14 protein-coding genes are annotated in these 12,978 nt (G+C 60.2%); 7 read left to right on the top strand and 7 right to left on the bottom strand.

All coding sequences use genetic code 11. The features are described 5' to 3' along the window. Positions 1–214: 214 nt before the first annotated feature. Complete coding sequence (locus tag NW857_RS02810; protein ID WP_414333241.1) at positions 215–868, bottom strand: DUF3386 domain-containing protein; 654 nt, start codon at positions 866–868, stop codon at positions 215–217. Between the two features lie 421 nt (positions 869–1,289). On the opposite strand from NW857_RS02810, the gene murA reads away from it, so the two are divergent. From murA to sixA, 3 genes are all read left to right on the top strand, one after another. Further along, positions 1,290–2,624 (top strand): UDP-N-acetylglucosamine 1-carboxyvinyltransferase, encoded by a 1,335-nt coding sequence (gene murA, locus NW857_RS02805; RefSeq protein ID WP_414333303.1) that lies wholly within the window; start codon positions 1,290–1,292, stop codon positions 2,622–2,624. Between the two features lie 103 nt (positions 2,625–2,727). Next, positions 2,728–4,860, top strand: coding sequence for a transglycosylase SLT domain-containing protein (locus tag NW857_RS02800; RefSeq protein ID WP_414348749.1), 2,133 nt, complete (start codon positions 2,728–2,730; stop codon positions 4,858–4,860). An 81-nt stretch (positions 4,861–4,941) separates the two neighbouring features. Beyond that, entirely contained in the window at positions 4,942–5,523 is a 582-nt protein-coding gene (gene sixA, locus NW857_RS02795) for a phosphohistidine phosphatase SixA (RefSeq protein WP_414333238.1), read from the top strand. Positions 5,524–5,578: 55 nt separating this feature from the next. Here sixA and NW857_RS02790 read toward each other — a convergent pair whose 3' ends face one another. Next, positions 5,579–5,869 (bottom strand): DUF3082 domain-containing protein, encoded by a 291-nt coding sequence (locus NW857_RS02790; protein WP_414333236.1) that lies wholly within the window; start codon positions 5,867–5,869, stop codon positions 5,579–5,581. Between the two features lie 76 nt (positions 5,870–5,945). Here NW857_RS02790 and NW857_RS02785 point away from each other — a divergent pair, with 76 nt between their 5' ends. After that, entirely contained in the window at positions 5,946–6,641 is a 696-nt protein-coding gene (locus NW857_RS02785; RefSeq protein WP_414333234.1) for a J domain-containing protein, read from the top strand. On the opposite strand, the gene NW857_RS02780 is transcribed toward NW857_RS02785, so the two are convergent. The 3 genes from NW857_RS02780 to NW857_RS02770 all read right to left on the bottom strand — a co-directional run bounded on the left by NW857_RS02780 (position 6,633) and on the right by NW857_RS02770 (position 9,415). Then, positions 6,633–7,502, bottom strand: coding sequence for an SDH family Clp fold serine proteinase (locus tag NW857_RS02780; RefSeq protein WP_414333232.1), 870 nt, complete (start codon positions 7,500–7,502; stop codon positions 6,633–6,635). The two genes, NW857_RS02785 and NW857_RS02780, sit on opposite strands and share 9 nt — an antisense overlap. A 70-nt stretch (positions 7,503–7,572) precedes the next feature. After that, on the bottom strand, positions 7,573–8,454 hold the full coding sequence (locus NW857_RS02775; RefSeq protein WP_414333230.1) for a hypothetical protein: 882 nt from the start codon (positions 8,452–8,454) through the stop codon (positions 7,573–7,575). A 1-nt stretch (position 8,455) separates the two neighbouring features. Then, positions 8,456–9,415, bottom strand: coding sequence for a fatty acid desaturase (locus tag NW857_RS02770; protein WP_414333229.1), 960 nt, complete (start codon positions 9,413–9,415; stop codon positions 8,456–8,458). Between the two features lie 329 nt (positions 9,416–9,744). Between NW857_RS02770 and psaK the strand changes: the two genes are divergently transcribed. Then, on the top strand, positions 9,745–9,990 hold the full coding sequence (gene psaK, locus NW857_RS02765; RefSeq protein ID WP_414333228.1) for a photosystem I reaction center subunit PsaK: 246 nt from the start codon (positions 9,745–9,747) through the stop codon (positions 9,988–9,990). Between the two features lie 125 nt (positions 9,991–10,115). Next, positions 10,116–10,253, top strand: a complete 138-nt coding sequence (locus NW857_RS02760; protein WP_414333226.1) for a photosystem II reaction center protein K — start codon at positions 10,116–10,118, stop codon at positions 10,251–10,253. Between the two features lie 164 nt (positions 10,254–10,417). On the opposite strand, the gene NW857_RS02755 is transcribed toward NW857_RS02760, so the two are convergent. Next, complete coding sequence (locus tag NW857_RS02755; RefSeq protein WP_414333224.1) at positions 10,418–10,957, bottom strand: DUF3611 family protein; 540 nt, start codon at positions 10,955–10,957, stop codon at positions 10,418–10,420. Between the two features lie 112 nt (positions 10,958–11,069). Further along, positions 11,070–11,483 carry a DUF4168 domain-containing protein gene (locus tag NW857_RS02750; protein ID WP_414333223.1) on the bottom strand — a complete coding sequence of 138 codons (414 nt, stop codon included), beginning with the start codon at positions 11,481–11,483 and terminating at the stop codon, positions 11,070–11,072. Between the two features lie 340 nt (positions 11,484–11,823). On the opposite strand from NW857_RS02750, the gene bchI reads away from it, so the two are divergent. Then, positions 11,824–12,882, top strand: coding sequence for a magnesium chelatase ATPase subunit I (bchI, locus tag NW857_RS02745; protein ID WP_414333222.1), 1,059 nt, complete (start codon positions 11,824–11,826; stop codon positions 12,880–12,882). The last annotated feature ends 96 nt before the right edge of the window (positions 12,883–12,978 follow it).

The following is a 12,978-nucleotide window of genomic DNA, read 5'->3' as shown; positions in this document are numbered from 1 at the left end:
AGATCCCCCAGTTGAGCGGGGCGGAGAATCAGTTCGGGAACCTCGGTAGGGGCTTTGGAATCTGGGTCGGGCTTTGCCGCAGGGTTGTTCATGCCAAAGTGTAGGCGGGAGAATATTCAAAGCATAGCTCAGGCTCCCTTTCTAATTCTAACTGAGGAGGTCGTTGCTGCCATAAAGTTCATGATTATCGGGTTTTGCGTTGGCGTTTGGCCAATTAAGCCCCGGCATCCAGCAACGCCAAGTTGCGGAAGGTAAAGCGCTTTTCCACAGGGCCGGTTTCCGTCTCTGTTTGAATGCGTCGCTCCGAGAGGATGTAGTACTTGCCGACTTTGGTGTAGAGATCCTCAAATTGGCTGCGCCCGCCCTTTTGCTCACCCGTTTGGGGATCGTGATAGACGGAATCGTAGCGGTGAGAGAGGTAGCCTTCGCCCGTGTCGTGGCTGCTGAAGGTGTGGATGGTCACCACCACCCCATGAATATGCCGATGCACCAGGGTTACTTGGTTGTCGCGCACGTGGTAGCGATCCCCTTCGGCTTTGCCCCCCACCAGGATCTCCACGGTGCCATCGGGTAGGGTCTGCCCATAGCGGAAAGTGTTGTTCCCGTGGGTCTCGGCAAAGCTGCGGCGCACCCGGTGAATGGCAATTTCCCAAAGTTGATTGTGAATGGCTTTCCGGGCTTCCTCATCCTCCACGCCCGTAACGGTGGCCTTTAGGTCTGCCCCCACTCGCACCTGCCCCACAAAAGTGCGCTCCCCATCCCAGTAAGTGACCTCGGCGCTATAGCCCGGGAAAGCGGGATCCCAGGTGTAGCGATTTTCATAGGCGGCCCGAAACAACTCTTGGGCAGAGACTTGAGTGGTGATCATCGACTGTCTCCTATGGCTATTGCAAGCATTTCTCACGAGTATCATACTGCTTCTGGCTGCTGGGCCCAACCCAGTAGGAGTCTATATCTAACATGGGGCATCTTTTTTGGGGATGTGCGGAGACCGGTCTGCTTCTTTCGGCGTAACGTAGGGCACTTCCAGATGGGGCTTGGATTCTGTTGGCGCCGGCGGAATAGGATTCTTTGGCCGAGTTGCCCCAACTGCTGCCGCAAACTGAGGAACTTGGGTAAGATAGGGGCAGAACTTCTCTTCCTTCCTCTACCAAGTTTCTGGTTGCCCTTTTGGCTGCTTCTCTCTCCAGAGTATTTCCCGGAAGAGGCTTGCTTGTGTGCTCTATATTTTCTGTGGCTGAGGAGGAAGATTGGGAGAATTCACGGCAGAGTTCCAGCACGTCAGCAGGGTGGAATCCTTAGTTACACCCTCACCCGAAATGATGGGGCCAGTGCTGCAGATAACTGGCAAGCAGCCCTTGAGCGGCCACATTCCCATTGGCGGGGCGAAAAACTCTGCCTTGGCGATTATGGCCGGATCCCTTTTGGCTCCTGAGGCTTGCCGAATTCACAACGTGCCGCGTCTGCTGGACATTGAACGCATGGGGCAGATCCTGACCACCCTGGGGGTTAAAGTGTCCCATGTGGGCAATACCCTCGACCTGGATGCCAGCTCCCTCAAAACTTCCCAAGCTCCCTATGAATTGGTCAGCCAGTTGCGGGCCAGCTTTTTCATCATCGGGCCCCTGTTGGCGCGGTTGGGGGTAGCCAGAGTTCCCCTGCCGGGCGGCTGTGCCATTGGCTCCCGTCCAGTGGATCTGCACGTGCGGGGCCTGCAGGCGCTGGGGGCGACCGTGCAAATCGAACATGGGGTTGTTCATGCCTATGCCCGTAGGCTGGTGGGAACCCGCATCTACCTGGACTATCCCAGCGTCGGCGCTACTGAAACCCTGATGATGGCCGCTACGCTGGCGGATGGGGAAACGGTGATTGAAAATGCCGCCCAAGAGCCAGAAGTGGCGGATTTGGCCCGTTTTTGTCAGGCGATGGGGGCGCGCATTCGCGGTGTTGGCACTAACACGGTTGTGGTGGTGGGGGTGCCCCGCTTGCATGGAACCGAGTACACGGTTATTCCCGACCGCATCGAGGCCAGCACTTATCTTATTGCCGGGGCCATTACCCGCTCTCACCTCACGGTTGGCCCTGTTATTCCCGATCACTTGCGGGCGGTGATCGCCAAGCTGCGTGACATGGGGCTGCGGGTCGAAGAAGAAGGCCCCAACCGGCTGCGCATTGCCCCGGCTCAGCTCAGTTCGGGCTGGCTCTGCCAGGCGACCGATATTCAAACGCTGCCCTATCCGGGTTTTCCCACCGATGTGCAGGCGCCGATCATGGCCTTGGCCGCCCTGAGCGAGGGCAGTTGCACCATCGAGGAGACGGTGTTTGAAAACCGCATGCACCACATTCCCGAGCTCAATCGCATGGGGGCGGACATTCGTTTGAAGAACCGGGTGGCCCTGATCCGGGGGGTGCCGTCGCTGTCGGGGGCGCCGGTGGTGGCTACGGACTTGCGGGCGGGGGCAGCCTTGGTGTTGGCCGGCCTGGCGGCTGAAGGCTGCTCTACGATCCACGGGCTCCACTACATCGATCGCGGCTACGAGGCCATCGACAAAAAGCTGCGCGATGTCGGGGCCAAGGTGTACCGCAGTGAAAGTCCGCCGCGGATCCTGCAATCTGGCAAGTAACTCATAAACGACTGCCGGGCCCAATGCCTGCGGTACAGGTATCCCAGGTGACCCAACGCAGTCGGGTTGAGTATCGTAGTCAGAGGTTGCAGAGAGACAAAGCATGGGTATCCTGACAGGCAGCAAACGGTGCTGGGCAAGATGGGTTGCCGGTGTGCTGGCGGCAGGAGCGGCTCTGGGCGGGGCCATCTGGGGCTTTTACACCTCATCCTGGGCAGAAACCGTGGAGGTGGCTGCGGCGCCAGAGGGCAGGGATCCGGTACAACTGCCCCACACTTCCACAACGGCCTTTCTGCGGGCTTACGCAGCGCTGCAGGCCGGCCAAGCGCAATTGGCCCTGCAGGGTTTGCAGGGGTTGGAAGAGAGCCTGCCGGTTCTGCGGGAGGAAATTTGGAAGCTCAGGGCCCAAGCCTACGAGCAGTTGCAGGATAAGGCAACAGCCCAAGGGATCTGGTGGCCCAAGATTTTGCAGGAGTACCCCCACAGCCCGGTGGCCGCCTATGCCCTCTGGGGGATGGGCCAGGTGGATCAGTTGCGGCAGCAATTTCCCACTCACCCGCTGACTGGCCGCGCCCTCCAGCATTTGCTGGAGCGGGATCCCGACCGCTACGACCTGCTGCGGGATTTGGCTCTGCATCACCCGCAAACCCCTGGGTTAACGCCGCTGCTGGATCGCTGGCGGCAGGCTCAGGAGGGATCCCTCACGGCTTCCGATTGGCAGATCCTGGCCGATGCCTATTGGGAACAACGGGAGTACGGCAAAGCTGCCCGCGCCTATGGGCGTGCCCCCGCCACCTCTCAGAATCTCTACCGCTGGGGCCGCAGCCACCAGATCTCGCGGGAGTTTCCCCAGGCGAGAGCGGCTTACCAAGCGCTGCTGGCTCAATTTCCCAATGGGCCAGAGGCTTCCCTCACCCGTCGCCGTTTGGCAGAATTGAGCGACCTGTCGACGGCAATCGAGCTGCTGCGCCAGGCGGGATCCGGCTCGGATAGAGAGGCTCCAGAAGCGTTGCTCAGCCTCAGCCAGCTTTACGATCGCCATGCCAGCCCGCAATCGGCCCAAGCGGCTCGGCAAGCTCTTTGGGAGCGCTTTCCGGCCAGCGAAGCCGCGGCCAACGCCGCCTGGACACTTGCCTGGAGTCAAGCGCAAGCGGGCAATCTCGGCCAAGCCATCGCCCTGGCCCAACAGATCGGATCCGCCCAGCGGGATACGGAAATGGGGGCGCAACTGCTCTACTGGGCGGGCAAATGGCGGGAACGGCTGGGGGATGTGGCTGCGGCGCGGCAAACCTATCAACAGGTGCTGCAACAGTTTCCCCACACCTACTACGCCTGGCGGTCGGCAGTGCAACTGGGCTGGCCGGTGGGGGATTTCTACAGCGGGCGCCAAAGGGTGGAGGTGGATTTTCAGCCGGTGCGGCTACCGTTGCCGGGGGTCTCTGAGGCCACGCAAACTTTGCACTTGATGGGAGCCAGCCAACTGGCCTGGGAACGCTGGCAGGGGGAAATGGCCGTGCTGCAACGGGATCCCCGCCAGATGAGTGTGGCTGAGCGCTTTGTCACGGGTATTCTGCGCAACAGTGCCGGAGAGCACCTGCGGGGTATCAACCAGGTGGCCGCTTTGCGCTTCAGCGAAGAGCCGGATCCCCTGCTGGAGACGTTGAGGCAGCGCCAAGATTTCTGGCAGGCCGTCTATCCGCTGCACTACTACGCCGGCCCAGACAATTCCTGGGGCGGGGATCCCTATGCCCGGCCCGGCCTGGCCCGCTGGTCACGGCAATTTAACCTCAATCCCCTGATGGTGGCGGCCTTGATCCGGCAGGAATCCCGCTTTGAGCCGGAGATCGTCTCGGCCTCAGGGGCGCTGGGCTTGATGCAGGTGATGCCTGCCACCGGGCGCTGGATTGCCCAACAAATTGGCCTAGCCCAATACAGCCTCACCAACCCCGCCGACAATCTTTACCTGGGATCCTGGTACTTCGACTACACCCACCGCACCTATCAAGACAACACCCTGCTGGCCCTGGCCAGCTACAACGGCGGCCCCGGCAACGTGGCCAGATGGCTGAGCCGCTTTGGCTTTGAAGATCCGGATGTGTTTGTGGAGCAGATCCCCTTCGCCGAAACGCGGGGCTATGTGAAGTCTGTCTTTGGCAACTACTGGAACTACTGGCAGCTCTACACCCAGGAAGGGCGCACTTTGGTCGGCCAGCGCCTGCACAACCCCTCCTCGTAGAGAGAGCGTCCCCCAGGGTATTCTGGGAGAGTGTCTGGGCAAAGTTTGACGGTGCCGTTTGCATTGACGGGACGGGGTTCGATGATCTCTGGGCTTGAACAACAGGAGGGCGTTCGCGGTGGGGAGCACTCTCAGGGAGCAACTGAGAAGCAGATTGCCCGGCAGGAATTGGCTGTGGACTTCATCCGCCATGGCATAGCCGAAGAACCCCGGCCAGAAGTTGAGGATGCCTTGCGAGCCCTTACAGACGAAGGTCGCAAGCGCTGCCGCAAGGTGGCCCGCCAGCTCAAGAGCATGGGCTGGAAGTGGGATCTCCTACTCACCAGTCCCCTGGTGAGGGCGCGGCAGACCGCCGAGATCTTGTTGGACGAGAACCTGGCCGCAGCGGTGGAGGTGTTTGAGCCGCTGGCTCCGGGCGGCAGTTTTGCCGACCTGGTGCGCTGGCAGGCAGAGCGGGGATCCCTCACGTCTTTGGCCCTGGTCGGTCACCAGCCGGATCTGAGCCTGTGGGTGCAAGCGGCTGTTGGGCTAAACCCGGCCAATGCCCACGCGATCACCCTTAAAAAGGCGGGCCTGGCCCAGGTGCGCTTTGCCGAAGGCCGAATTGACCACTGCCAGGGATCCCTGACTTTGTTGCTCTCGCCCAAGGTGGTGTTGCGCTAGGCAGCCGTCCCAACGCAAACTAAGTCGGCCAGAGGTCGTGCCCGGATCCCCAGGCTCAGCGCTGAGAAGATGTTAGCCGCTCTCCCAGCAATTGCACAGAATAGGCCGCCAGCCCCAACCCCACCATGGCAAACATGAAGGCGATCAGGGAAACGGAACCGACCAGGAGATAACGCACCAGGATGCTGATCCCGCGCGCCAGCGATCCAGTCTCGACATCGATTGGCGGCAATTTGGTCACCATCGAGAGCAGCAGTTGCAAGAACCCGTAGCCCAGACTGACGGCAATGGTGGCCCCCAAGAGGGCACTGAAAGGATGGGGGGATCCCTGTGAGGAGGAAGACATGGGGCAGCACTGGAAAACTCACCTTTATTCTAGGCTGCAGGTACAATGTGGGAGTTTCTTGCCGGCAAGCCTAGCGATGATGGAGAGCGGAGCTGGAGTCGGATCCCACTACGAGGTCTTGGGCGTTTCCGTCCTGGCGACGGCGGAAGAGATCAAGTCTGCCTACCGTCGTTTGGTCAAGTACCACCATCCCGACAGCCTGCTGGCCAAAAAAGATCGGGCCACCTCCGAGCGCATCCGCCAGATCAACGCTGCCTACGCGGTGCTCAAGGATCCGCAATCTCGCCGCGACTACGATCGGCAACTGCACTCCAGCCACACCTCACCCCGCCCTCAGCCGACGGGATCCCCTGGCGAAACCGTCAGCCAGGAAGCCATCGCCCGCGCCGCCTGGATCCGACAGGTCTACACCCCCCTGAACCGAGTTTTGGGGCCCTTGTTGTCTTCTCTGAAGCCTCAGTTAAATGCTTTGGCGGCAGATCCGTTCGACCCTGACCTGTTGGAGTCCTTTGAGGCTTATCTGGAAGAGTGCGGCCAGAAGCTGGCCCAAGCTCAGCAGATCTTTCGCCGCCTTCCCAATCCCAGCAGCTTTGGGGGTGTGGCTTCCCGCCTCTACTATGCCCTCAACCACTTGGAAGACGCTCTGGAGGAGCTGAAGTATTTCCCGCTGAACTTCGATGAACGCCACTTGCACACCGGACAAGAGCTATTTCGGCGGGCAAAAGGGCTGCGCCTGGAAGCCATGGATGTCTACGCCAAGAGTTCACCCTAGGCCAGAGCGGGATCCCCCTTTGGGCAAAGCGGGACGAGGATCGTAGGGGGTGGGAATGTACTGCACGGAAGGACGGCCCATGCTGGCCTGGGGGTACAAGTCCATCAGGGCGTAGATCTGGGGCGGCAACTCGGTGGAGATGGGCAGGCCCAGCTCCCGCGCTTCTTCAGCAGTGATCGGGTAGTCGTGGGTCACCCGACCGCTGGTCAGGTACTGGATCAGAGGCTCAATGCGTTCGGGGGCAATTTTGCGCTTGGGCACATCGTCCTTCAGGAGATCCCGCACGAAGTTCTGCACCTGTTGCATCGCCTTGCGGGCCAGATCCGCCAGAATTAAGGTCTGGTCGTCGATTTCGGCAATGGGTTTTTCCGCCACCACCTGCAGAATGCTGGCGGCAGCATACCCCCCCAACTGCGGATCCACCGGCCCCAGCACGGCGTTAGCATCCATGACAATTTCATCGGCAGCCAGGGCCAACATCGTCCCGCCCGACATGGCGTAGTGGGGCACAAATACCGTCACCTTGGCCGGGTGCCGGATCAGGGCGCGGGCAATTTGTTCAGTAGCCAGCACCAGGCCGCCAGGGGTGTGCAGAATCAAATCAATGGGAGTATTGGGCGGGGTGAGGCGGATCGCCCGCAACACTTGCTCTGAGTCCTCGATGCTGATGTAGCGGGAAACCGGGATCCCCAAAAAACTGATCGACTCCTGGCGGTGGATGAGCAAAATCACGCGGCTGCCCCGCTTTTGCTCCAACTCCCGAATGGCCAGCAAGCGCCGGAACTCTTGCGCTCGCCGGTTCAACAGGGGTTGCAGCGAGCTGAAGATCAAAAAAATCCAAAATAAGCTGCCCCAGTCCACTTTCGCGCCTCAAGCGGGATCCCTTTGCTTCCAGCATAGAGGATACGGAACCTCTGGCAATCCGGGGGCCTCACGCGTTGGGTTCAGACGCCGCAAAAAAGCGATCCAAAGCCCGCAGCAAATCCGGCACAGAAGTTTGGTCAATCCAGGAGCGAATGTAAGCCTGCTGCTCCGCCAAGTTCTCAAGACGGCCCAGCTTTTGCATGGCCAAAAAGCGGCTTTCTGCCTCGGCGCGGTTGGTTTGTAAGTCCAGCCGTTGATCGGGGGTGAGCGGATGCTCTGTCTGGGCCAACAGGTGGTCGGCCACCATCATCAACAGCAACGGCCCCGCCAATTCCACCTGAGACTCGGCTTCCGGCTCAGAATCGGGCCCGGCAAGATCCTGGAGATCTTGAAAGAGATCCTGCCCCAGTTGCAGCAGCTCTTCTGCTGAGGCAGCCCGCAGCTCCCTCTCGGCAGCCGCCCGCAGCGGCTCTGGGGAAACCTGGTGGTGAGCGGCCAATTCTGCCAGGGCCTGTTCCCATTGATCCCGTTGGGCTTGCAACACAGCTCTCTCTTGCGGAGAAAAATCCAGCCGCTCCAGCAACACCTGCAAAGCCACAGCCCCCACCAACAGCGGCGGAAAGCGCAACAGGGTAGAGTCGGATCCCGCCTGCTCCAAAAAGGCTTCCAAATCCGGGCCGGCTCCCCTGTCGAGCAAATCCTGCAGGTAAGCCAGCACCTGCGGCGGCGAGGTCAACCTCAGGATCCCTCGGGCCTGCGCCCGCAACTCTGCCGGGATCCCAAGGGTTTGCAATTGGGCTTCCGCCTGCGCTTGCGCTTCAGCGATCAACTCTGGCAGATCTGCCGTCGCCTGACCAGCCTGTAACAGGGCCTGGCTGGAGTCCCGCAGCAAGCCGGCTGCCTCCACAAACAGCAGCAACTGAGGGATCCGTAGCGTGGGCAAAACCATGTTAAGTAAGCCTCAGATCCGTAGATTCTGGATCGGCTGGCGCAGCAGGACGAGTTGAGTTGGGCTTGTGCCAGTGCAGGCCAATCAGCGCATCGTACAAAAAGCTCCAAAACTCTCCCTTCTCCCAGATCCCCAGCGTTTGCTGGCAGTTGCGGGCGTCCAGCTCAGGTTTGGCCGCCCAGTAGGCTGCCTGATATTTGTACCAGGGAACCGAGGGCCAGAGATGGTGGATCAGGTGATAGTTTTGCCCCAGCAGCAGAATGTTGGTCAGCCAACCGGGATAGACGCGGGCGTTGTGCCACCGCTCTTGAGATTGAAAGGGACGATGGGGCAGGTAGTCGAAAAACAGGCCCAATAGAAAGCCCATGATAAAAGCAGGGGGCAGCCAGTAGTTCATGATGTAGTCGGTGTAGCCAAAGTGAATGGCCAACGCAAACGTCAGAACCACCACCAGTCGGCTCAGCCCCCATTCCAGCAGATCCCAGCGGCCTTTGCGCCAGAGCTGCCGCTTGAAAAAAAACACCTCGTGATAGAAAAAGCGCGGTGCGATCAGCCACAGCGGCCCGCCCGTGGACACATAGTGATCGGGATCGTCTTCGGGGTGGTTGACATGGGCGTGGTGCTGCATGTGCACCCGCTTAAAGACCGGATAGACAAAGCCCTGCAACAGAGCGGAGCCGTGGCCCAGCGCCTCGTTCAAAAAGCGGTTGCGGTGGGCCGAGCCGTGAGAGGCATCGTGGATCACCGTGCCCAACACATAGAGGGCGACAAAGTTAAGCCAAAACACCAGCCAGCGGGGCCAATGCCAAAAGGCGTACCCGCCAAAGCAAGAGGCCGAAAGCACCACCGCCGCCAAAAACATCAACAGGGTGGGGTTCCAAAATTCCGGCGGCGGCCCCAACAGCTCACGGGGTAACGCAAAAGGCTTGGGATCCGGTTGCGGAGTCGCAGCAGCAGTCATCGGCAGCCATCCTTGGGTGTGCACAGCGCAGACGGTGAGGATGGATCAAGGCAAAAGAGCCAGTTCATCACCTGCAAAGCGGGGGAAGAGAAGGATTTGTTAACTTTCGTTAGTATACGGCAGAGATCTGCGCCCAGACCGGATTTTTCTTGCCAACTCCAGCCCGTCCAGGCTGTTCCCGGCGAGGGGTAGATCGGCCATGGAGCCAGAAGAAGCCACAGTGTGAGGTTTTGTTGCGGCCTCTGTTGCAATTCATGTGGGGATCCCCTTGGGAGTTGCGGAATGGGGGTAATCTAGGGGGCGGTTAACCTGAGCCGAGGATGAAAACCATGATGCCCGTTGTTGTGCCGTTGGCCATGACTGCCCACACCAGCTCTTGGTCGCCTTTGAGTGCCGTAACCATCTTTCTCTGCACAGGTCTTGCCTACTTGATCTTCAAGTCCTCTTCGGGAGCGGCCTCAGAAACGGGGCCGGTGCTGGGGATGACCTGGCCGGAAGTGCTGGGGGTCGCCAGCTTCGGCCATCTGCTGGGCGCGGGAGTGATCTTGGGCCTCTCCAACATGGGAGTTCTCTAGGTCACCATCTCCTTCACATTTCTTGACTTTAGCCGGGATTCCGGCCCGACAATGTTAAAATCCCTGTCAATTCTGAAAAGAGCAGTTTCTCCAACTCCACTTTCTTCTTGTCGAGGTTTGTTGTCATGCCTGCGATAATGCTCCTGGCGGCTTTGCCAGAAGGCTATGAGTTGTTCGATCCCCTGATCGACATTCTGCCGATCATCCCTGTTTTGTTCTTTTTGCTGGCTTTTGTTTGGCAGGCGGCGGTGGGCTTTAAGTGAAGCCCTCGGAATCTGCGATTGGCAACTACGGACTTCGAGACTGCTTCCGCTTGCCCCTCTTCCTCTGGCAGGGGGGCAGTTTTAGCTGGGGCAAGTTTAGGGCGGGCCACTGTGCCGCAGGCCTGACTTTCTGCCTTGCAAAGTTAAGACTGGCCGGCTGGGGTTCAGGGCTCGCGGTCGAGGGCGCCGGTAATCCAGAGCACCCCTGCTAAGCAGACGAAGTGGGCAAAGGTAACGTTGATATTGGCAGCCAATAGCAGCACTCCTGCTGTCTGGGTGCTCAGCGTGCGGGTAAACAGCCGCACCAGCAGCTCTCCCACCTGCGCCTCCATGGCGATGAGGGCGAGGAAAGCGCCGATCAGGCTGACATAGGTAACCAATTGCAACTGCTTGGGCAGATCCAACTGGCTTGGGGTAGCGGCAGACACTGAGCGGCGCTCCGCCTGGAGCAGGTAGCGCCAGTTAAAGAAGAGACCGGCTGCCAGGGTTAGAAGGGTAAACAGGGTAAACCAGAAGGCGATAAAGGCCCCCATCGAGTCGTCGCGATAGAGGGTATTCTGGCCAACTAAAAATCCCAGCCAGAGCAGCAGAGCCGTTGCCCCCAGAACCGCCTGAAACCAGAACCCGAAGCGGCGCGTCAGGCGCAAGCGAGACTTCATGCGCTCGACAGCCGCCCGTACTGACGGCGACATAGGCTCGTTCATTGCTCTCCCCCCGCTCTCTACGGACGAGCACCGACCTCCGCTTCCAGCCTACCGCTATCTTCCGTCCCCCGTCACATCCGGGCAAAAGCCCTGCAGGGGATCCAAGGGGGGGTTAGGGTTTGGAGCTAGGGCTCACGCTGGGATCCCCGCTTTGCAGGCGCAGGATTTCGGCTTCGATGCGCTGTTGGAGGTCTCTGCCTTCTTCGGAGCGAATCAACAGGGTGATGCGGTTGTATTCGGGCACGGTCATGCCGTGGCGGGTGATGATCTCGGTGGCGGTGCGAATGAACTCCCGCCGGATTTGATCTTTGCTGGCCGGATCCGCGGTGGCCTGGGAGCGCTGCTGGGCCTCTTGTCGGTGGGGCTCCATCTCCAAAACGATGCGGGCATACTTGGCGACCTGTTCATCGGTCAAAACCAGAGAGGTAGCGGCGGTTTGGGCTACGGCAAGGGAAATGCTCAAGACAGGGATCCAGGTGCAGACCCAGATCAGGCCCACCAGCCCTTTTTGGGCCACGCTGGGCATCGAGAATGCCGTCCATCGTCTCCGACTTGCTTGACCTGACACCGCTGCTATCTCCCCACCCAATAACGAACTCTCTCTGTGGTTGCCGGCGCTTTTGGGAGCCCCCTTTCTTTTGGTGTAGCTTTCGCTGTTACCCAGATTCAACCCACTCCCAGCCAACCGTGCAGGCTCCGATGTTATCTAGTCTTCCCCAAAAGAAGCCAGGGATCCCCGACCGGCACCGGAGCTTGCTTTATCCATTTGACCCAAAAGCGGCCTTTAGGTTCCTGTTGCAGCCTGGAACCGCCCAGAAGGGAGGAGCCTCTGGGATAATGGGGATGAATTGCTGGTTGTTGCCCCTATGAACTTGGAACGTCGCCCGGTTTTCCCGTTCACCGCCATTGTCGGCCAAGAGGAGATGAAATTGGCTCTGCTCCTCAACGTCATCGATCCCCGCATCGGTGGGGTGCTGATCATGGGGGATCGCGGCACGGGCAAATCCACCACCATCCGCGCCTTGGCAGATCTGCTGCCCCAGATCGAGGTTGTCAAAGGGGATCCCTTCAACAGCCACCCGCGGCAGCGGGATCTGATGAGCGACCAGGTGTGGGAACGCCTGCAGGCGGGAGAAACGCTGGAAGCCACCTGGATCCAGGTACCGATGGTGGATCTGCCCCTGGGAGCCACCGAAGACCGGGTCTGCGGCACCTTGGATATCGAGCGGGCTCTCTCCCAGGGGGTGAAGGCCTTTGAGCCGGGGCTCTTGGCCAAGGCCAACCGCGGCATCCTTTACGTAGACGAGGTGAACCTCCTGGACGACCACCTGGTAGACGTGTTGCTGGATGCGGCGGCCTCTGGCTGGAACACGGTGGAACGGGAGGGGATTTCCATTCGCCACCCGGCCCGCTTTGTCCTGGTGGGATCCGGCAACCCGGAGGAAGGAGAGCTACGGCCGCAACTGCTGGATCGCTTCGGTATGTTCGTGCGCATCGAAACGGTGCGGGATCCGGCCCTGCGAGTGCAGATTGTGGAGGAGCGCAGCCAGTTCGACGCCGATCCCCAGGCGTTCTTGGCCAAATACGCCGAGGCCCAGCAACACTTGCGGGAGCGCATTGAAAAGGCCCAGCACCTCTTGCCCACTGTGATGGTGGATCCTGAGTTGCGCCTGAAGATCTCCGGCGTGTGTGCGGCTCTGGAGGTGGATGGGCTGCGGGGAGATATCGTCACCAACCGGGCGGCCAAGGCCCTGGCGGCTCTGGAGGGGCGCAGCGAGGTCACCATTGCCGATATTCGCCGGGTAATCAGCCTGTGTTTGCGCCACCGCCTGCGCAAGGATCCTCTGGAAACCATCGACTCCGGCTACAAGGTCGAGAAGGCCTTTAGCGAGGTGTTTCAGGTGAGCCTGGAGAGCGCTGCTTAGCCTCCCCCTCACCCCCAGCCCCACTCCCCAACCCGCCCAACCCCTCCGCGCCGCGCCGTGCGCGTTTTAACATATCCGAGGCCACGAGACGGGGGG

The organism is Synechococcus sp. H55.9 (assembly GCF_047462355.1).
In the GTDB taxonomy this organism is placed as follows: Bacteria; Cyanobacteriota; Cyanobacteriia; order Thermostichales; family Thermostichaceae; genus Thermostichus.
The sequence above is the reverse complement of the archived record's forward strand: the minus strand, read 5'-3'. Positions and strand labels throughout refer to the sequence as shown.